Here is an 18,072-nt window from a genome sequence, read left to right as displayed (position 1 = left end):
CTCGGCACGGCGTCGATAGTGAGGATCTGGGCGATGCCGGCCCGGTTGCCGGTCAGGATGCCGACGTTGCAGATCACCACGCTGCCGCCGGCCGCGATCGCGCCCGTCGGCACCGTCGTGCGATAGTTATCCGTTAGGCCGACGTTGGCACTCCAGGTCGCCAGGGCCGCCCGACCGGTGGCCGGGTCGCGCAGCGGGCCGGGCGCGTAGGGCGTTAGCCCCACCTCATTGATGGCCAGCACGCCCGGGTCGATCCAGACTTGCCGGTCATAGTCCACATGGACGATGTCCAAGCTGGGAGCCGCTGCCCTGGCCCAGACCTCGCCGTCGTAGCCGCGGGCCAGGGATGTGACGAGCTGGTACGGGTCGGTGGTGGTGATGGGCCACTCCGAGAAGGCCGCGCCGGCCACCCGCCCGCGCAGCAGATCCGCGCGCCCGCCCACGATGAGCGATGAGCCCTGATTGCGAAATCCGTCGCTGCTGCCCAGGCTGTAGATCCACGCTGAGCCGTGCCCGGTGAAGCAGGCCCCCAGGATGGGGTGGTAGCGCATACTGAAGGTGTCCCAGGACGGCGTGTAGATCTGCGTCCAGGCCAGCCCGGCGTTGCTCGTCCAGTAGATGCGCCGCTCGTGCCAGATCAGCCACTCGTTGCTGTTGCGCGGGTTGATGTCGAGGCCCAGCCACGCCGCGTTGGCCTCGGGCAGGCTCCTGAGCTCCCAGCCGGTGATGGGCAGGTAGTGCGCGAGCTGGTCGGCCGCGCCGCTCTGATGGGAGGGCAGCACGATGAGCTCGGGCGGGCGGGCCGGGTCCATCGCCGCCCCGTAGCCGATGCGGTATGCCTGGCCGGCGGTGTCGATCGGGAAGACCCCGCCGTGGTTGATCAGCTTGTGCGGCCCGCCAAACACCGTCTCGGTGATGTAGCTCGCGGTGAACATCCCTGGCCCGCTCGTCACCAGCCGGTACAGCTCAATGACGGTGCCCGCGTTCGCCAGATAGGTGAGCTGGCCGTAGAGCCCGTCGCGCACCAGGTCGCACACATCGCCCGCCGCGACGATGTAGCCCTCCTCGTACTGCATCGCGGTCACGCTGGCGAGGTCCCACGGCATCTTCTCCGCAGGGATGCCTGACCAGTCTATCTCGTGGCCCTCCTCAAACCGCCAGGGCCGCGCATCCTCGGCGGCCTGGACATCGCCCTCGGTGCCGGCCCAGACCGCGAGGTGCCCCCAGGGCGCGCTGGCCACCTTGCGGCAGACGGTGCCGCGCCCTCGCCGATGAGCGGGGTCATGCCGGAGATCGCCGCGCCGAGGCTGGTGAACAGGCCCAGGAGCCGCTGGCCGTAGCCGGTCACAATCGGCTCGATGAACTGGATCAGGCTGCGGAAGGCCAGTCGCACCTGACCGAGCGCCTGGCGGACGCGCAGGTCGAACATCGTGATCGCCTGCCCGACCGGCCCGAAGCGGGCCTCGATGCCGCCGATGGCGGTCACCACCTCAAGGGCGGCCCCGGTCAGCCCGCCGGTCGTAAAGCCGAAGACCAGCGCCTGCCAGGTCGGGCCTATCTTCGCGATCAGGTCATGCACACGCAGCAGGCCCGCCACTACTGGGCTATCCTCGGCGAGGCCGAACAGCCCGCCCGAGAAGTCGCCGGTCTTGAGGATGGCTACCACCTGGCCGATGGGCGCGACGAGCTGCGTGGCTTTGTCGATGAGAAACTGCATGGCCGCAGCGGTGGCCTTCGCTCCATCTTCAATCACCTGTGAGGCGAGCACATCGGCGATAGCCTTCAGGCCGGACTTCGCCAGGTCGAATAGCGGCTTACCGGCGATCGCGCCCGTCACCGCGAGGGTGTCGGAGATGGTCGAGGTCAGGCCCGCCCAGGTGCCGGCCTGCTTGATCATCGCGCCGTTGAAGTTCTGCATCTGAGCCTCGAACACCGCCCAGACCTCCTCGCCGCTCGCGCCCTCCTTCTTCATCTGCTCCATCTTGGTGCGGACATCGGCCGAGAGGATGCCCATCTCCTGGAGCACCATCGCGGCCTCGCCCCAGGCCGTGCCGCCCTTGATGGCGTTGCTCATGCGGCCGTACCAGAAGCTGACGCGTCCGATGTCCTCGGACACGGCGGCCGCCGCGTCGCCGACCATGCGCAGGTTGTCCATTGTGTTCAGGGCGTTGCCGCCGAACACCTGGAGGTTGCGCGAGGCCTGGATGATGGGCTGGGTCTCGAACGGCGTGTCTTTGGCGAAGATGAAGAGATCCGCCACGAGCTGCTTGGCACGGGCACTGTCCTTCATAAGGGTCTCGAACTGCAGCGTGGTGGTCTCCAGACTGGAGTTCATCCCGATGACGGAGCCCTTCACGGTGCTCACCGCGTTGCTGACCAGATTGCTGATCAGGTTGCCGACCGGGAAGGTCAGCGAGTCGCGGATGAAGCCCTTTACGCGCCCCGACCAGGAGGCGATCATGCCCTCCGACCGCTGCGCCGCCGCCTCGAAATCTGAGGTGTCGCCGGTGAAGCGCGAGGCGAGCTGGCCCTTGATCCGGTCGGCGAAGTCGCCGGCCTGACGCTCGACCCGCGTGAACGCCGAGTCCACCTCCGTGTATTGGGCGCGGAAGTGGAGCAGGATATCGCCCAGGGTTAACGACATGACGGCACCTCAGAACGTAATCCCCATCGTGCGCAGCAACGCGCTGGGCGGGACGGGTGCCTCTGACGGCCGTGGCGTCGTCGGCGAGGGGCGGGACGGGTTGGCCGCGTCGGGCTGGCGCTCGCGGAAGAGGGCGGCCACCTCCTCGGCGATCAGGCGGGCCTCAAACCGCTTGCGGCGGACGTAGGCCCGGGCGAGCATGGCGGACTCCAGCTCGTCCAGGTCGTCGTCGTCGGTCAGGCCCCACTCGGCGCGGGCGAGCTCTTCGTAGTCGCCGGGCTCGCCGGGCCAAGCAGTGAGGTCAAGCGGTCCAAAGGGAAGGCCGCCTTCAGGATGGCGAGGAACGCGCTGACCAGCTCGTCGTCGTAGGCGTTCTCCTCCAGGAAGTCCTGCTGGGCCTTCAGCGCCGGCGCGTAGGCCAGGATGAGGCCCAGGATGGTATCCGGCGCGTCGAGCAGGATCGGGATGAACCGGTTGGCCAGGGCGATCAGATCCTCGACCTTATCCAGCTCGACGCTGATGTCGGTGGAGATCATTCCCAGCAGGTCGCCGAGCGGCTGCTTGAGCTGCTTGCGCCACTCACGGGCGCGCTTGATCGGGGCGACCGGGATCTCGAACTGCTTCTCGGCCAGGGTGACGGTGATGGTTCGCATCGGGCTACCTCGTCAGAAATGTGGGTGAAATGCAAAAAGCAATGGGCGCAGCGCCTCGGCGCTGGCGGGGCGCTGCGTGCTCGGGCTACGCCGTGGCCGGGTCGATGATGCGCTGCACCTTCATCAGCTGATACTTGCGCGGCTTGGTCGTATCGGCCAGGGCGTTGAGCTTCAGTGGGATGCCGGCGGGCTTATCCTTGGCGTACTCCAGCGTGCCGCCGTCGGCGACCGTGGCGAACCAGAGGAACAGGCGGATCGGGAAGAAGTTCTCGCTCTCGTCGTTGTAGCTGCCCTCGATGCCGACCATGTAGAGCGGCAGGTTGGGGTCGCCACCGACCGAGAACTCCTCGTAGCCGGGCACCGTGCTGGTGGCCGCCGTCGTCGCGGCGATGCCAGCGAGGGCGATGGCCAGGTTGCCGGCCGAGTGCTCGGCGATGACGGTCTCCAGCATCGCCTCCTCCTTGGTGCGGCGGCGGCGCACCGGGGAGTAGCTCTGCTCGACGAAGATCTCGAGGATGTCGAACTTGTAGGTGACTTTGGTCGGCTCCAGCGTGAAGCCGATGTCGATCCAGCCGACGGGCCAGGCCTCGTCCACGGCGAGCTCGGGCGCGGGCAGGTCGATGGCCGGGGTCTGAACCGGGGCCAGGAACACCCTCGCGCCAGTGACGATGATGTCGGACGGAACTTGAGGCATCGCGATGCGCTCCTTTAGGCGATAACGACGGTGAGTTGCCAGGTCGAGAGGGAGAAGTGCCACCCGGTCTCCGGGCTCTGCGTGTGCTGCCCGGTCACGTTGCAGCGGGCGACCCTGATGCGCCCGTATCGCTTGTCGTGCAGGGCGGTAAATAGCCGCCCGTCGAGGTCGCGGGCGACGGGCTCGGTGGCTGCGTAGCAGCGGCCCTGGTAGGTCAGGTTCAGCAGCATGCTGGTGACGTTGGGCGGCCCGCCCCGATTGGTCATGAGCACCGCCGGGCCGGTCGTCGTCGGCTTGGCGGCGTTGAGGTTTGGCTCGTAGCCCGCCGGCGGGTCAGTGGCGATATAGATGCGCGCCCCGGCCAGCGCGACGAGGTTCGTATCGCGCAGGAGCAGTATGCGGAGCAGGGCGTCAGGGTCGGTCATACGCCCTCCTCGGCCAGGATGCGGTCAATGTTCGCCAGCGCGGCCTGGGCGGCTGGCAGGAGAAAGGGCTGCTTCAGCTCCACGAACAGCGCGTAGGCGGCGGCCACAAAGGCGTAGGCCTCATAGGGGCCGGCGGCGGGCTGGGCCACGGCTTCGCGGTCGCCGTCAACGGTCTTCTCACGGAAGCCGGCATGGCCCGGCGTGTTCGGCGGCGTGCTGCCCACGGTGGAGGCCATGAACCCGGTGCGGCGTGAGGCGTGGGCCTCAGCGCCCTGGCCCGTCTCGGCGGCCAGGCGCGCAAGGATGCGCTGCATCGCGGCCTCAACCTGGGCCCGAGTGGCCCGCGTTTTCAGGCGGATCTCCACGGTGTCATTGCGTGGCATCTCAGAGCCCCCGCTGCGGGTCCGCCGCCTGCTTGATGTCAAGCATCCACTGGGCGACCCCTGGGCGCAGGTCGGTGATCTCATAGATGATCGGGCTGGCGAGCTCTCGGCCAGCCCGCGTGGTCAGCTTGATGCGGTCGAGGGTCGTCACCGCCTCGCTCAGGGGCAGCCGCAGCGACGACACCTCGACGGGCACCTGGGCACCTCCCAGCACCTCGCGGCGGGTGCGCAGACTGTAGCCGCACGGCACCACCTCGCCCGGCACATACGTCCAGGTGGGCATGCCGCGCGCATCCTGGGCGTCGTCGGTGTAGCGCAGTACGGCGCACCGGTCGCGCATGGTGTCCACCGCGTCGGCCTCGAAGCGGCGCATCTCGCTGGAGGTGGGGAGGCGTCTGGGCATCTCAGGCCTCGTGGTCGCCAACGACCAGGTCGTCGGTCGTCATGAGCGTGCCGGCGTACTGGGCCAGCTCAGTGAGGTCGGTCTTCTCGCGCTTCTGCAACTCGGTGGAGCCGATGGCGGTCGAGGCCGCCACGATGCCAGCCAGCACCGACTGGGCGGCCAGCGACGAGGTGAATTCGGTGCCGGCGGCCAGCTGGAGCAGGAAGGCGGCGGCAACTCCGAAGACCACGGCGAGGATGGGCGAGCTCCATGCGGGCAGCTTGTTGGTCATCCGCACCAGGTCGACGAGGATCTTGGCGATGGTGGCCGCGGCGAGCGCGGCGGTGACGATGCTCGGGCTGAGGCCTTCCATTGGAGTCTCCTGTGGTTGTGATGCGGCGGCAGGGCACAATGCCCTGCCGTCGGTGTCGTGCCCTAGCGAGGCGACCACGACGTGTACATGTCCTTCATCGCCGTCGAGGTGCCGAAGCGGTCGGTGCCCTTCTGGCGATAGCCGATCTCTGGCGCGGGCTGCCCAGTGCGGCCCTCGTACAATGCCTTGTCGATGCGGCGCGGGTTGTTCCGTGCGGCGAAGGGCGAGCTGTAGACGCCCTTGGTGATGTTCACCGCTGGCGGTCTCGACTTGCCGCGGCCGCCGCCTGAGCCGCCCTTGCGCGAGCGCCCGGGCTTGCCGGCCTGGGCCGGGGCGCAGAACTCGCCGTTGACGTCTCGGTAGGGGTTGAAGCCCCCGTTGTGTCCTGCCATCGTGGTCCTCCTTAGCCGACCTGGCGGACGGTGGTCCAGGGAACGAATCCCACGCCGTCGGCCCGGTGGAACCAGCGAACGTCGCTGTTGTAGCGCTGGCCTACGAGCACCGCGTCGGCCTGGAACTCATCGCCCTTCTTCATCACGGCGCTGGAACCGAGCGCGATCGGGAAGGTCATCCCCGGCCCCTCGTAGATCCCCACGTCGTGCTGGGCCGCGAAGGTCGCGGCGATCACTGTCGCCGGCGCCGCGTCGCGCCAGCGCAGTAGGCGCGGGAACAGGAACGGGCCGGGGCACGCGGTCGACTTCCACTCCTTGTGGCCCAGGACACGTTGCACCGGGATGAGGTGCTTGCTGGCCAGCCACCCAAACAGGCGCAGCGTGGCCTCCCACTGCGGCTCGGTCGCGTCCTGCTGGCCGCCCAGCGGCAGGTGCACGCTCAGGCTCCACTGGTTGCCTACGCTGTTGCCACAGTGCCAGAGCACATCGCCCTCGTCGCGGGTCTGATGGATCGTGCCGTCGGACAGCACCACGTAGTGGTACTGTAGGCCGTCGCCGCCGTTCTTGGCCCCCAGGCCACCCGGGCGCATCTGCCACTTGGCGTCGCCGATAAGCTGGTTGACCTCGCCCTTCGGCGTGCGGTTCATCACGGTCGGGCCGTTGTAGTGCAGGGTGATATAGCGCGGTGCCCCATCGCGCCGGCCAATCGACCAGTCGGCGCGCGGGATCAGCTCGCGGATGTCGCGAATCTCCGGGGCTACAGGCAGGTTCGCCTTGAGCCGCTCGTTGAAGATCGGAGTGCTCATAGTCGTCCGTTCAGTGGTTCGATCTCGGTCGATGCCGCCTTCTTGGCGACCATGCGCGCGCTCTTGACCCGACGCCGCGAGGCGTAATAGGCCCGCCGCTGGTGGTACTGCTGCACCACCTGGCTGAGGCTGTAGCTCTGCCCGTCCGCGCTGTAGTCGTAGGTGCCCGCTCCGACCAGCGCGCTGATCTTCTCGTCCCAGATCCTGGCCGCCGTCGCATTGAGGTCGTAGGTGACCGGCAATGGTGTGTAGCGCGTGTCTACTGCGCCCGTGGCCGAAAGCCGGGTGGTCGTGTCGGTCACGCGGTCCTCGTTGATGGCGGTGGCCAGATCCTCATCGGTGTACTCCGATGTGGACGCGGTCTCAGCGGTCATGCGGCGCAGCCGCGCGACGAGCCGGGTCAGCTCGGCGGCCTGCGCCTCGTCGTCGTAGGGCAGGTTTGAGCCCCGCTCCAGGTCGGCGGCGCGCAGGGCGCGAACGAAGGCGGCATCGATCGTCATCGCTACACCACGTAGAGAATGCGGAGAACCTTCGCGCCGTCGAACGTGCCGGCCGCCGTGAATAGGTTCTTGCTCACGTCACTGGCATCAATGGCCAGGGTGCCGGCGTCGGCCGCCCCGTCGAAGGCCGTCTGCAGCCGCACGTCAGCGTCGAGCGCGTGGACCAGGCCGATGGCCGCGCCTACGCCCACGCTCACCGTGTTGCCGCTGGCGGCGCGCACCGGCAGCGTGATGCGGAAGATGCGCGAGAAGGCGACCAGCGAGCTCACTGTAGCGGTGCCGGCCAGGGTCAGGGTGGCGGTCAGGGGCCGGTTGTTGGCGTCGGCACCCACGATCATCACGTCGCCGGCGACGCTGGCCGCGTTGCCCTTCACCGAGATGGTGCGGGCCACGTCGGGCTGGGTCAGGCTGGTGGCGTCGATGGTGATCGGGTCTGCGGCGTCCAGAGTCGTCGCGGCCAGCACGGCGTTGGCCGCGACCGCGGCCGGGGTCGCCTCGTACCAGGCGATCTGGCCCAGGCGCACGCGGCCGCCGGCGGTGCCGCGCAGGTAGCGGTGGTCGGAGCGGACAGGATAGCTGCTCATTTGCTGGGAACTCCCTCTAAGCTGCAAAGCGCACCGCCCCGTCAGGTGAGGCGGTGCGCGTCACTGGGTAAGCGCGAAGATCCGTCCCGACTACGGCCGCAGCGCGGCGAACGGGAAGCGGGTGGCGTCGCCGTAGGTCGGCTTCAGCCAGCTCGGGGGGTTGGGGAGCTGCCAGCCGAGGCGCATCACGACCTTCATCGCCGTCATGTCCTGCTGGAACAGGTTGTAGACGATGTTGTTGTTGTTGTCGGTGATCACGCCGCTGGTGGCGATGGTGTAGGTGATGTCCTGCCGCACCGCGTAGACCAGCTGGCGGAAGTCACCGCTGACGAGCAGGCTCTCGCTGGCGTCCACCGCGCCGTTCTCGGGGAACAGGATCGGCGAGCCGTCGAGGTCGTACTGGCCGTTGGCGCCGCGCGAGAAGATCGGCTGGCCATCGGCGTCGCGGGCGCCGCGCAGCTTGGCCTTCATCGTGGGGCTGGCCACGTTGCCGTTGACCGTGAAGCCGCCCTCCTCGATGAAGTGGAAGGTGCCGGTCTCGCCGAGCACGGCGTCGTACAGGTCGCCCTGCGCGGCCAGGCTGGCCGTCAGGCCGCCGGCCACCGCCTGGGTGACGATGCCGTCGGGCCAGTCGGCCGAGGGCTTGCTGTAGCCTCCCATGCCACCGTAGAGCACGGTGCGGTCGAGGAGCTGGCCAAACGCCGTCTCGATGTGCGGGCGCACCTCGCCCCAGATGTCGTAGCTGGTGTCGTCGAGGACGATGTTGGGCACCGGCACGATCACCGCGATCTCCTCGGCGGTGATGTACTTGTTGGCCCAGCTCATCTCGGTGGTCTGCTTGAGGCCGGTGTCGCCATTGACGAAGTATGCCGTCGGCAGGACGGAGAGGACGGGCATGCGCCGTGTCTTGCGAGGCATATCGGGCAGGCGGGTGGCGAGGCTGAGGATGAACGAGCTTTTGGCGACGCCCTGGAGAATGTCGCGGGCGACATCCTCGGGCATCAACGCGGAGGCGTCGTTGCGGTCGATCTGGCTGTCGTAAGCCATGATGAGAACACTCCTTCGCAATCAGTGAGAAACGGGCGTGTGGCATCTCGCCGGTGCGTGCGAAGGCATCTCGCCTTAGCAGGTTATGCGGGCCAGGTCGGGGGCGGCCGCTGCGGCATCTCGCCGCGTTGGCCAGAGGGCAGGTCGCTTGGCGTCGGACCAGGGCCAGTTCGTCGGGGCTCCGGCGCGGCAGACGGTCGGGGTCTGGACCGCGCCGGCGCTCCCTGTGGGGCGAATGAACCCCTCTAGGAACGGCGCCCCGCCGCTTCCCGGAGGATCTGATTGAGACCTCTCGCTCCCCCGGTGGCTGGTTGGGTAAGCCCGGCGCCTACGGACGCGCGTGGCGTTGGCCGGGTGGGTGCGACCGGGGTGGCCGGCTCAAACAGGTCGGAAAATGTCTCACGCAGGGCGGGCCAGTTCACCGCGCCGTCGGCGTCGATGTGGCCGCCATCGGTGGCCGCGAGGAATGCCAGGCGGGCGTTGCCCCGCTTCACGCCCTCGGCGACGGCGCGCTCGTAGAAGTCGGCGCGGGCCCTCGCCACCTGGGCGTCGGCCTGGGCCTGCACGAGCTGGGAGCGGAGCGGGGCCACCTCCTCGGCCGTGGCCGTGGTGGTGCGCAACTGCTTCTCCATGCGCTTGCCGGCGTCGCGCTCTTGGCTCAGCGCCGCCTTCAGGCCGGCGATGTGCCGCTCGACCAGGTCGCGGCCGTTGGTGTCCAGGCCCGACATCAGCTCGTCGAAGCTCTTGGGCGCTGCGCTTTGGGCAGCCGGCTGTTCGATCTTGACCTCGACCTCGGGCTCCGGCGCGGGCTGCTCGGCCTCCGGCTCGACCGCGACGGGCGCGGGCGCGGGCTTGGCAGGAGCAGCCTTCGGGGCCTGCTTGGCAGGCAGCGCGGCCTTCGGGGCTGGCTCGGGCTGCTCGACCATTGGTTCGGCGATGCGGCTGGCCGGCTGGGCGCGCGAGGCGACCTCTTTGGTGCGGGCCTGGCGCAGCGCATCGGCCACCGCGTTCGGCACGGCCTGCGCGGCCGGCGCGGTCCGCTGTTCGGCCTCGGGCTCGGCCTCCGCCTCGGGCTCGTCAGCAAGCTGCTCGACCTCGGCCTCGGGCTCGGCCGCGACTGGCTGCTCGGCTTCGGCCTTGGGATGCACCAGCTCGTCGTCGGCGGTGGGGCTCAGTTCGGGCATGGGTTCAGCTCCTCAGAAAACGGGAACAAAAAAGCGCACCGCCCCCGACGGGGTGATGCGCGCGTTGGTCGCTGCTGCTGAAGGTGACTATAACATGCTGCCGTAACAGGTCGCAACTATGGGCGAACGAGATCCCAGACGGTCACCAGGTGGAGCATGCGACCGTCGTCGCCGGCCACCTCGTAAGCGTCGAAGCTGTGGAAGGTACACGAGAGTGCCAGCCGGCCCAGATAGAGCTCGGCGGAGATCGCCGCCTCGACCCGGAGCATTGACTCCAGATCGAAGTCGTTGTCGGTCACCACATCCATCGGGATGTCCATCGCCAGACGCAGCCGCGCGGCGGTCTGGGTCGTCTCGTCGGCGAGAAATACGGCGCTCATACAATGTCCCACACGCTCTCAAAGTGGACGATATTCGATACCCACGCCATCACCACGCGCATGCGCCGCAGCACCGGCCGGGCGTCCATACCGTAGCGGATCCAGGCTGCGGCCTTCGCCTCCGCCGCCAGCGCCGCCTCCAGGTGAAAACACTCTCTCTCGCTGTCCACCAGCTCGGCGGCCATCGTGGTCACCAACACCATACGCCGCGCCGGCGCTACCGCTTCGGTCGTCACGCGTTCGCTCCTGCTGCGCGATAGTCTAATCCAAGTGCCTTCAACGACCGCTCGTGGCGACTTACTCCGTATATTGGGTGCTCGGCGACCTCGACGAGCTGGGCGAGCTGGAGTTGGCCGCTGATGTAGAACTTCTGCTTGGCCTTGCCCAGCACCGCCACCTGGCGGGCCGTGTCCTGCCTAGCCAGCCACACATCGCCGGCGAGCTGGGATGGCCGGGCCTACCCCCTCAATCACCGGGATAGCCAGGCATCTACAGCCCGGGTGCGCGCCGAAGGGCGCGTCGGCCGCGAACACCTGGCCGTGCATTGCCACGCAGACCGCGCAGGGTGCCGGGCGCTTGTCCAGCTCGGCTGCCCACTGCCAGCCCACCACCTGCGCAGTGGCGGCGAGCTGCGCACCGACCACGCTGCGGTAGGCCGTCGTGCTCTCGGTGCGCTGCGCCCGCATCACGTTGACCAGGATGGAGCCCAGGCCCTCGCGGATCTTCTTCACCAGCCCGGCCGGCTCGATCGGGCTGTCGGCCGCGCGGGCTTTTACCGCCTTGATCAGCCCGCCGCTGATCGCCTTCGTCGCCAGCTGCACCAGCGAGGTGGGCAGGGCCAGCTTGCGGAGCCGCCGGCGCATCCCCACCAGCAGCCCGTCCTTCGCCCGCTTGCCCAGCGGCTTCGGATCCAGGCCGGCCAGGGTCAGTAGCTCGCCGGCGTCGCGCAGCCCATAGTCGAGGGCCGCCGCGTAGCCGCCCTCAATCGTCCGGGCCGCCTGCCGCCCATACTCCAGGTAGGCCGCCCGCGCCCCGAGCATCAGCTTCTTGTAGAGCGCCTGGCGATAGAGCCAAGTCGGGGTCGCCGCGTCGCTGGCGGTGGAGATCGCCGCCGTCAGCTTCGCCAGCTCGGCCTCGACCGTATCGGCGATCGTGGCGAACTCCTGGGCCAGGGCCAGGGCCGCCGCGTCCTCGCGCTGGGCCAGGGCCTTCCGGTGCTCGGCGATACGCTGCTCCATCAGACCACCTCCTCGGCGTGAGCCTCGGCCGGCTCGCTTGCGCCACTTGCGCCATTCGCGCCACCGGTGTCACCAGCCGACGACGGGAGCCGACCGGGTGTGGCCGGCGAGGGCTTCGCGAGTTTCTTGGCCGGCGCGCTCGGCGCGCCCTTGCTAAGCGCCTGCATCAGCGCGTTGCCGGTCGCCCCGTCGGGCGCGGGCTCGTCGGCTCGCTCGTCGCCCATCTGGTCAATCTGCTCGTCGGTGTATCCCAGCTCGCGCAGCGCCTGGCGCACACTGATCCCGATCTCCTTCTTGGCGGCCACCGCGTCGGCCCGAGCCTTCTCAGTCGCGGCCTCCTGGGCCGGCTGCACAGTCTCGGAGCTCGACCACTGGATCGTAATGTCCCGCTCGGCGACCTCCACGCCCTGCAGCTTACACAGGAAGACGATCAGCCGCCGCCAGGTCGGCTCGAAGCGCGCGATGCGCTCGCGGCACTTCTTGACCAGCGGGGCCTCCATCACCTTCAGCGCCTCGCCGCTCGGCGCGTTCTGGCCCAGGTCGAAGTAGTGCTTGGGCGTCCGGGTGATCGAGCTCAGGGCGTTGATCGAGTGCTCCACCGCCTTGAGATAGTTGCCCAAGTCGGCCGCGCCGAACTGCCCGACCTGCGGCGACGAGCCGCCGTCGAGCCCGCCAGCCGAAGGAATCGTCCAGATCCGGTTCGGGGCGCTCACCAGATCCTCCAGGCCCTCGGCGTTGGAGATGACATACTTCATCGGGGCGGCCGAGAACTCGCCGGTGACAAACATATTCGTCAGCATCAGGTTGATGCCGTCCTGGATCGGGATCACGCTGCGCAGTTCGGAGATCGCCTTGCGCCGGCGCGGCCGCAGGTGAAAGACCGGCACCACCCCGTAGTCGTGCTCGGCCTCGTCGATCTTGGTGAAGACATCGCTGTCGGCGAACTCGCCCGAGGCGGTGCGGTTGGCCGCGTAGTGGACGATGCGGTCGGCGTGGAACAGCTTGATGTGGCACCGCGTATCGTCCTCCCACCACTTGGCCGCGAAGGTGGCCCGGTTCGGGCTGGCCTCGTCGTAGAAGACGTGGCACATGCGCGGGTCGTGGTAGTAGCACTCCACGTCGCCGTCGTCCTCCTTCCAGGCCAACAGATAGGCCTCGCCGGCGATCAGCGCCGCCTCGTGGGCGTCGTCGGCCTCGATCAGCAGGTCGGTGAGCTGCAGCGCCTCGTCGATGGCGTCCTGGACTTCCTGGTTCGGGCCCTTCACGCCCTCCAGGTTGATTCGGTCGGCCATGCTGTCGATCACCACTGCGGCCCAGTTCTCATTGATGCTGAAGTCGATGTTCTGGTAGACCTCGCGCAGCCGCTCGCTCACCACCGGCGTCTGCTCCTCGCCGTCGTAGTAGCTGAAGTAGCGGTCGAGGTCGCGCTTCTTGGCTCGCAGCGCGTTGTAGGCCTTCTCCAGGTCGGCGTCCATTTAGGCCACCCCCTCGTCGGCCGCCAGCGGCGATAGCGCGGCTGCCAGCCGCCAGCGCGAGAGCACGGTCAGCCCGCCCCAGGCCGGGGCCAGGCTGTCGCTCATCGTGACGCTGATCAGCTGCGCCGAGGCGCCGGGGCAGCGCCGCGCCGCCTCGGCCATGCCGTCCTGGCGCACCCGCGCCATCGCGTTGAAGTCGGGCTGGCGGATCTGGGCCTGATTGATCGTGGTGATCACCGTGTAGAAAGTGGCTGCGTCGCTCATTGGTCTGGCTCCTGCATCTCGACCAGCCAGGTCATCGTGAATCGCTGGTGGCCGTCGGCCTGGGCCGCACGCTCGATCGATTCCATACGCGCTTGTGCAAGCTGCGCGTCGGGAACGAGCTGTCGTGCGTAGGCCCGCGTGAGCGGCACATAGATATCGCCGAGCTTATCGCCGAATGTGTCCGCTAGCGCGTGTGGCAGCTCAGTGCTGATGACGAGGTTGAAGGCGATCATGTGGCTCCGAGAAACAAAAAGCGGCGCGCCTCCCGGAGGAGGTCGCGCCGCGCGGTTCGCTGCGTGCGTCTCAGGCCACTATAGCATGGAGGTGTACCGGGATAGATGACTATCGTAGAGTCTTATGTCTCACGAATCGTTTAACTCTAACGTGCTAGATTAATCATCTCGGCTCAGCGCCTTGCCGAGCATATACTCGCAATGACATTCTGAGGGCAAGTCCTCTGCGGCTGCCTTGATCGCATCAGTTAGAGCGCGTCGATTGTTGCTAAAGGCTGCAACGCGATCATCACCTCTCGTAATCAGGCTATTTGCCAGTTTATACGCAGGCTCAAGATCATCCCACTCATATGTGACATCATCGCAGCTTTCGCAACGGGTAAAAACACCCGCTTCAATCCCTATCTCTATGGCGAGCAATCGCAAGTTCTCTTCTGCGTCTAGGTGATCTTTAATACGGCTCATAGGGGTATCCTTTCAGTTATAGGAATTCTAGTTTGGCATATCAGAATACGGACAACTCAGATGCATAATAACCTTGATAGATTTAGCAATTTTCAGTGATGAATGTAAACTACTGGAATTACAGGTATATCAATGATATTATCTGGACGATATAAGACAAAAATACTGGCTGAGTTATGATGATCATCATCACTACTATAACAAGACTTATTATTGCCAGTATCAACGGTATATTATCGTCATTAAAATCAAAATATACTTTACTCTTTTCGACGCTGATCTTTAGACTTCCTTGATGCCTTATGTTATTACAATTTCCTTCATCCATTTCTTTTGTAATCCTTCTGTATACACGAGATGTCTTCTTACAAGAAGACGTTTTCTTAGAGCTAAACCGTTTTTGCATGTTACTCATAATAAACCCTTAAAATTTTTCAAATCACTCTTCAAAAACCTCCTGTAAATCAGTCGTTTTACATCCATCACTTACATGGTATTGTAGCACAGTGTGTTCACATTGTCAAGTGTATCACTATATTTGTCACAAAGACAGAAATGGTTTTTAGGTCTTTGTGATAATATATTCTTCATATTGTGTAATTACCAAATATTCGCAATAAAGGTTTACAGATTACAATTTGTTCAAATGAGGCGAAGGGTGTTATTTTGTAAACATACTTTCGTATTAAATGTCAAAATAGATATTTTATTTACTATTATTTCGTATGGCTTTGGATCGGCAGTGGTATTAATATGCAGCCCAACAGAGATTCAGCTTTGCGCATCAAAGCGCGCCCCGGTACGCCTCCTGCCTCCCCCGTGTGCTATGCTGTCCCTGGACAGCGAAGCTGAGCTTCGCGTAGCTCTGTGAGCAGCGACCCCGCGCCACACCGACGATCACTCGTCGGTGTGGCGTTTTTTGTTTCACTTCACTTCACGCAGGAGCTTTACCGTGGCCGATCTCAGCACCCTTCTCCAGCTCGGCGGCATGGGCGTTATGGCGTTCACCGTGATCGCCGTCGTCCGCGCCGCCGGGCCCATCCTCACTGCACTCTCGGATCGTCTGCTGGACTCGCTGGAGCGTCAGACCCAGGCCATCGACCGGCTCGGCGAGGTCGCGGCTAGCATGGACAAGCGCTTGGTCGTCGTCGAGCAGCAGATCGACATGCTCCAGGATCTCATTCATGGGGTGATCTGGCCCCAGAAGGAGATCACCCCTCGCCCCAGCTCCCGGCGCAAGCCCTCGGGTGGCATCCTCATCCCCGCCAGCGAGGAGCGGCAGGCCAATAGCCGAGGCCGGGGAGAGTAGCTTTACCGCCCATTGTGCTGCTTGGCTTTACCACGGCGACCTTGGCTAGCCCAGGTGACAAGGTGACAGGGTTTACCACATTGGCCCTCTCATGTAAGCCGGTATCAGTGGATAGGTGGGCCAGCCAAGAGGCAGGCTCGGAAAGGTGCCCATGCAGGGGTGACAGGAACGATGCGGGACGCGCAAGGAGCGGATCGCATTGCAATGCGATGAAAACCAGCGAGGGGCCGAGTCAATGTTCCTGTAGGGCGCACGCGCAGGCGAGCGCATTGGGACACAGAGAAAACGCGATCTTACAGTAACCTCTGATCCCCCCCTGGGTTGCTGTAAGGCAGGTTCTCAATCCCACTTTCCGTGATGCATCGATGTACCGCATCACAGCGCGGCAGCGCCAGGGAGATGAACAGCGCGGCGGCGGCGGGTGTGTCACTGTACATGCGGCTCGAAACGGTCGGGTTTTTGGCAACTGTACAGGCCAATGGTTTACCGCATTGGGATGCGGCGGCGGCAGGGCCGGAGCCGCTGGCAAGCCTTCGAGGGAGAGACTGTACAGGCGGGCGATTTCAGGCTCCTGTACAAGCCGCTGCGGCGGGCAGCAGGACGCGGGAAACAGCCATCGGGCCAAAATGGGAGAGACGCTGTACACCGCACTTGGGGAACTGACAAGTTGGTGCATATGTAGCGTTCTACGGCATCACAACGCAGCAGAACGACACAGGAGGACGCGATGATGTACGAGGATCGAGTAGCCGCCTACGGTGTGCTGGACGCGGCGGCTATGCAGGGCTACGCGGCGATCCCGCCGCTGCGGACGAAGCCGCTGTACGCGATGGCCTACGACCCGGCGATGGTGGCGATGCAGCTCCGCGCGGTGATGGCGGCGGCGGCGAACCTGGCCGAGCGCGAGCTGGCCAACCCGGACGCCGAGGTGCAGGCGGTGCTCGCCGAGTTGGGTAGGAGCAGTGCGTTTGCCCGGCTGCAGCTCTACGCCCGACGGGCGCACCACAGGGGCGAGGTGGAGAAGGTTGAGCGCGAGATGCTGGTGGCGGCCATCGCTGAAGTGGGGGCCGACTAAGATGGGCCAGATCACCGAACTCAGCAGCATCTTCGGGCCGGCGACGGCGGGCGAGGAGCAAGTCACGCTGGCGATCCTGGCCCGACCGCACACCGAGTACACCGACTACGACATCGCCGGCGTGATCGTGCCGACCTACTTCGATTACTGCCTCGGGGTGGGCATCAACCCGGTGATCGTCCTAGCTCAGATGGTATGGGAGACCGGCAACCTGACGAGCTGGTGGTGCGGTCGGCCGCAGCGGAACCCGGCGGGGATCGGCGTGAACGGGCGGCGGCAGGCCGAGACGCCAGCCGACCGGACGGCCTGGGCGTGGAAGGCCGAGTACAGGCTGTGGCTGGCCGGGGTGAGCTTCGATACCTGGAAGGACGACGCGATCCCCGCGCACATCGGGCGGCTGCTGGCCTGGTTCACCAAGCCCGCGCAGCGCAGCGTCATCCAGCGCCAGCTCATCGACCGGGCGCTGACCTACCGGCCACTCGACCTGAAGCATCACGGCTCGGCGACCTGCCTCAAGCACCTGGGCAAGGTGCATAACCCGAGCGGCGAGGGCTGGGCGAGCCCGGGGCCAACCTATGGGCGCAACCTGGCCACCACGGCGCTGCGGCTGGAGCGCGGACGCTGAGCCTTGACTCTCGCGGAACGAAACCGTACCATGATCGGGTGCGTCACCTTCAGGAGGGCACCCGATGACGGTTGAGATCACCATTCAGGTTCCTGACGAGCTTGGCCTGGAGCTGCGGCAGCTCCAGGATCGCCTGCCAGAAGTCCTGGCCCGCGGCTTACGCGAGGTGCAGGCCGAGGCGCAGCCGTCGTCGCTCGACGAGCAGGCGATCATCGAGATACTCACCAGCCAGCCGACGCTGGCCCAGATCCTGGCCCTGCGGCCCTCTCCCGCATTCCAGCAGCGGGTGAGCGCCCTGCTTGAGCGCAAGAAGCAGGGCAGCCTCACCCAGCCCGAGGCGATCGAGCTGGAGCGCGCCCTCCTGCTGGAACACCTCGTGCGGATGGCCAAAGCCCGCGCCTTGCAGCACCAGCACCGCGCCGCATGAGCAGCTATGTCCCCGCTGCCCTGCGGCGCCTGGTGATCGCCCGTGCCGCCGGGCGCTGCGAGTACTGCCAGTTTCCCCAGCAGGCTGCCTTCCTCTCGTTCGAAATCGAACATATCATCAGCGAAAAACATGACGGCCCGACCGTGGCCGAGAACCTCGCGCTGGCCTGCCCCTACTGCAACGATCACAAAGGTACTGATCTCGGCTCGCTCGACCCGGAGACAGACATCCTCACACCCTTCTTCCACCCGCGTCGCCAGGAGTGGCCGGCGCACTTTCGCATAGAGGGAGCCCTGATCATCCCCCTGACGCCCGAGGGCCGGGTGACGGTGAAAATCCTGCGCTTCAACGACCCGGATCGCCTGGTGGAGCGCGAGGTGCTGATACAAGCGGGGATGTATGGTTAGCCCATGATTGTGCGGGGAAGCCGCCTCGGGCGGATCGGGTTTCGTGCGGCAGTTCCTGTATACTGCGCTCACGACGAGCAGCGAACAGCGCCGGCCGGGCATATGCC

At 65.9% G+C, this 18,072-nt stretch carries 27 protein-coding genes; 5 read left to right on the top strand and 22 right to left on the bottom strand.

Going from position 1 to position 18,072, the window contains the following annotated elements; all coding sequences use genetic code 11:
• The 22 genes from K2Z83_RS13575 to K2Z83_RS13470 all read right to left on the bottom strand — a co-directional run.
• Window positions 1-1,106, bottom strand: a 1,106-nt coding sequence (locus tag K2Z83_RS13575) for a hypothetical protein (protein WP_220595729.1), incomplete at its 3' end; no start/stop codon positions are given.
• A gap of 26 nt (window positions 1,107-1,132) precedes the next feature.
• Window positions 1,133-2,644 (bottom strand): hypothetical protein, encoded by a 1,512-nt coding sequence (locus K2Z83_RS13570; RefSeq protein WP_220595728.1) that lies wholly within the window; start codon window positions 2,642-2,644, stop codon window positions 1,133-1,135.
• 9 nt (window positions 2,645-2,653) lie between these two features.
• Window positions 2,654-2,845, bottom strand: a complete 192-nt coding sequence (locus K2Z83_RS13565; protein WP_220595727.1) for a hypothetical protein — start codon at window positions 2,843-2,845, stop codon at window positions 2,654-2,656.
• A gap of 35 nt (window positions 2,846-2,880) precedes the next feature.
• The gene (locus K2Z83_RS13560) at window positions 2,881-3,297 is read right to left on the bottom strand and encodes a hypothetical protein (protein WP_220595726.1); all 417 of its coding nucleotides are present in this window, start codon (window positions 3,295-3,297) and stop codon (window positions 2,881-2,883) included.
• Window positions 3,298-3,382: 85 nt separating this feature from the next.
• On the bottom strand, window positions 3,383-3,991 hold the full coding sequence (locus tag K2Z83_RS13555) for a hypothetical protein (protein WP_220595725.1): 609 nt from the start codon (window positions 3,989-3,991) through the stop codon (window positions 3,383-3,385).
• 14 nt (window positions 3,992-4,005) lie between these two features.
• Complete coding sequence (locus K2Z83_RS13550) at window positions 4,006-4,416, bottom strand: hypothetical protein (protein ID WP_220595724.1); 411 nt, start codon at window positions 4,414-4,416, stop codon at window positions 4,006-4,008.
• Complete coding sequence (locus tag K2Z83_RS13545; RefSeq protein ID WP_220595723.1) at window positions 4,413-4,730, bottom strand: hypothetical protein; 318 nt, start codon at window positions 4,728-4,730, stop codon at window positions 4,413-4,415. The genes K2Z83_RS13550 and K2Z83_RS13545 overlap by 4 nt, the downstream gene beginning before the upstream one ends.
• A 70-nt stretch (window positions 4,731-4,800) precedes the next feature.
• Window positions 4,801-5,202 (bottom strand): hypothetical protein, encoded by a 402-nt coding sequence (locus K2Z83_RS13540; protein ID WP_220595722.1) that lies wholly within the window; start codon window positions 5,200-5,202, stop codon window positions 4,801-4,803.
• 1 nt (window position 5,203) lies between these two features.
• Window positions 5,204-5,554, bottom strand: coding sequence for a hypothetical protein (locus K2Z83_RS13535; RefSeq protein WP_220595721.1), 351 nt, complete (start codon window positions 5,552-5,554; stop codon window positions 5,204-5,206).
• 62 nt (window positions 5,555-5,616) lie between these two features.
• Complete coding sequence (locus K2Z83_RS13530; RefSeq protein ID WP_220595720.1) at window positions 5,617-5,946, bottom strand: hypothetical protein; 330 nt, start codon at window positions 5,944-5,946, stop codon at window positions 5,617-5,619.
• 11 nt (window positions 5,947-5,957) lie between these two features.
• Window positions 5,958-6,752 carry a peptidoglycan recognition family protein gene (locus K2Z83_RS13525; protein ID WP_220595719.1) on the bottom strand — a complete coding sequence of 265 codons (795 nt, stop codon included), beginning with the start codon at window positions 6,750-6,752 and terminating at the stop codon, window positions 5,958-5,960.
• Window positions 6,749-7,252, bottom strand: a complete 504-nt coding sequence (locus K2Z83_RS13520; protein WP_220595718.1) for a hypothetical protein — start codon at window positions 7,250-7,252, stop codon at window positions 6,749-6,751. Before K2Z83_RS13520 ends, K2Z83_RS13525 begins: the two co-directional genes overlap by 4 nt.
• Window positions 7,253-7,254: 2 nt before the next feature.
• Window positions 7,255-7,836 carry a hypothetical protein gene (locus tag K2Z83_RS13515; protein ID WP_220595717.1) on the bottom strand — a complete coding sequence of 194 codons (582 nt, stop codon included), beginning with the start codon at window positions 7,834-7,836 and terminating at the stop codon, window positions 7,255-7,257.
• 90 nt (window positions 7,837-7,926) lie between these two features.
• The gene (locus tag K2Z83_RS13510) at window positions 7,927-8,883 is read right to left on the bottom strand and encodes a phage major capsid protein (RefSeq protein WP_220595716.1); all 957 of its coding nucleotides are present in this window, start codon (window positions 8,881-8,883) and stop codon (window positions 7,927-7,929) included.
• A 245-nt stretch (window positions 8,884-9,128) separates the two neighbouring features.
• Window positions 9,129-10,067 (bottom strand): hypothetical protein, encoded by a 939-nt coding sequence (locus tag K2Z83_RS13505; protein ID WP_220595715.1) that lies wholly within the window; start codon window positions 10,065-10,067, stop codon window positions 9,129-9,131.
• Window positions 10,068-10,183: 116 nt separating this feature from the next.
• Complete coding sequence (locus tag K2Z83_RS13500) at window positions 10,184-10,447, bottom strand: hypothetical protein (RefSeq protein WP_220595714.1); 264 nt, start codon at window positions 10,445-10,447, stop codon at window positions 10,184-10,186.
• Entirely contained in the window at window positions 10,444-10,683 is a 240-nt protein-coding gene (locus tag K2Z83_RS13495; RefSeq protein WP_220595713.1) for a hypothetical protein, read from the bottom strand. Before K2Z83_RS13495 ends, K2Z83_RS13500 begins: the two co-directional genes overlap by 4 nt.
• Window positions 10,684-10,863: 180 nt before the next feature.
• Window positions 10,864-11,685, bottom strand: coding sequence for a hypothetical protein (locus K2Z83_RS13490; RefSeq protein WP_220595712.1), 822 nt, complete (start codon window positions 11,683-11,685; stop codon window positions 10,864-10,866).
• On the bottom strand, window positions 11,685-13,160 hold the full coding sequence (locus tag K2Z83_RS13485) for a phage portal protein (RefSeq protein ID WP_220595711.1): 1,476 nt from the start codon (window positions 13,158-13,160) through the stop codon (window positions 11,685-11,687). Before K2Z83_RS13485 ends, K2Z83_RS13490 begins: the two co-directional genes overlap by 1 nt.
• Entirely contained in the window at window positions 13,161-13,424 is a 264-nt protein-coding gene (locus K2Z83_RS13480; protein WP_220595710.1) for a hypothetical protein, read from the bottom strand.
• Complete coding sequence (locus tag K2Z83_RS13475) at window positions 13,421-13,657, bottom strand: hypothetical protein (protein WP_220595709.1); 237 nt, start codon at window positions 13,655-13,657, stop codon at window positions 13,421-13,423. Before K2Z83_RS13475 ends, K2Z83_RS13480 begins: the two co-directional genes overlap by 4 nt.
• Before the next feature lie 159 nt (window positions 13,658-13,816).
• On the bottom strand, window positions 13,817-14,122 hold the full coding sequence (locus K2Z83_RS13470; RefSeq protein WP_220595708.1) for a hypothetical protein: 306 nt from the start codon (window positions 14,120-14,122) through the stop codon (window positions 13,817-13,819).
• 952 nt (window positions 14,123-15,074) lie between these two features.
• Here K2Z83_RS13470 and K2Z83_RS13465 point away from each other — a divergent pair.
• The 5 genes from K2Z83_RS13465 (at window position 15,075) to K2Z83_RS13445 (ending at window position 17,965) form a co-directional block, all read left to right on the top strand.
• Window positions 15,075-15,431, top strand: coding sequence for a hypothetical protein (locus K2Z83_RS13465; RefSeq protein WP_220595707.1), 357 nt, complete (start codon window positions 15,075-15,077; stop codon window positions 15,429-15,431).
• A 727-nt stretch (window positions 15,432-16,158) separates the two neighbouring features.
• Window positions 16,159-16,506 carry a hypothetical protein gene (locus K2Z83_RS13460; RefSeq protein WP_220595706.1) on the top strand — a complete coding sequence of 116 codons (348 nt, stop codon included), beginning with the start codon at window positions 16,159-16,161 and terminating at the stop codon, window positions 16,504-16,506.
• Between the two features lies 1 nt (window position 16,507).
• Window positions 16,508-17,131 carry a glucosaminidase domain-containing protein gene (locus tag K2Z83_RS13455; RefSeq protein WP_220595705.1) on the top strand — a complete coding sequence of 208 codons (624 nt, stop codon included), beginning with the start codon at window positions 16,508-16,510 and terminating at the stop codon, window positions 17,129-17,131.
• Between the two features lie 64 nt (window positions 17,132-17,195).
• Window positions 17,196-17,558 (top strand): hypothetical protein, encoded by a 363-nt coding sequence (locus K2Z83_RS13450; protein WP_220595704.1) that lies wholly within the window; start codon window positions 17,196-17,198, stop codon window positions 17,556-17,558.
• Entirely contained in the window at window positions 17,555-17,965 is a 411-nt protein-coding gene (locus K2Z83_RS13445) for an HNH endonuclease (protein WP_220595703.1), read from the top strand. Before K2Z83_RS13450 ends, K2Z83_RS13445 begins: the two co-directional genes overlap by 4 nt.
• The last annotated feature ends 107 nt before the right edge of the window (window positions 17,966-18,072 follow it).

The sequence above is a fragment of the Oscillochloris sp. ZM17-4 genome (genome assembly GCF_019599295.1).
In the GTDB taxonomy this organism is placed as follows: domain Bacteria; phylum Chloroflexota; class Chloroflexia; order Chloroflexales; family Chloroflexaceae; genus Oscillochloris.
Note: the sequence above shows the minus strand (reverse complement) of the source record. Positions and strands in the feature narration are given on the sequence as shown.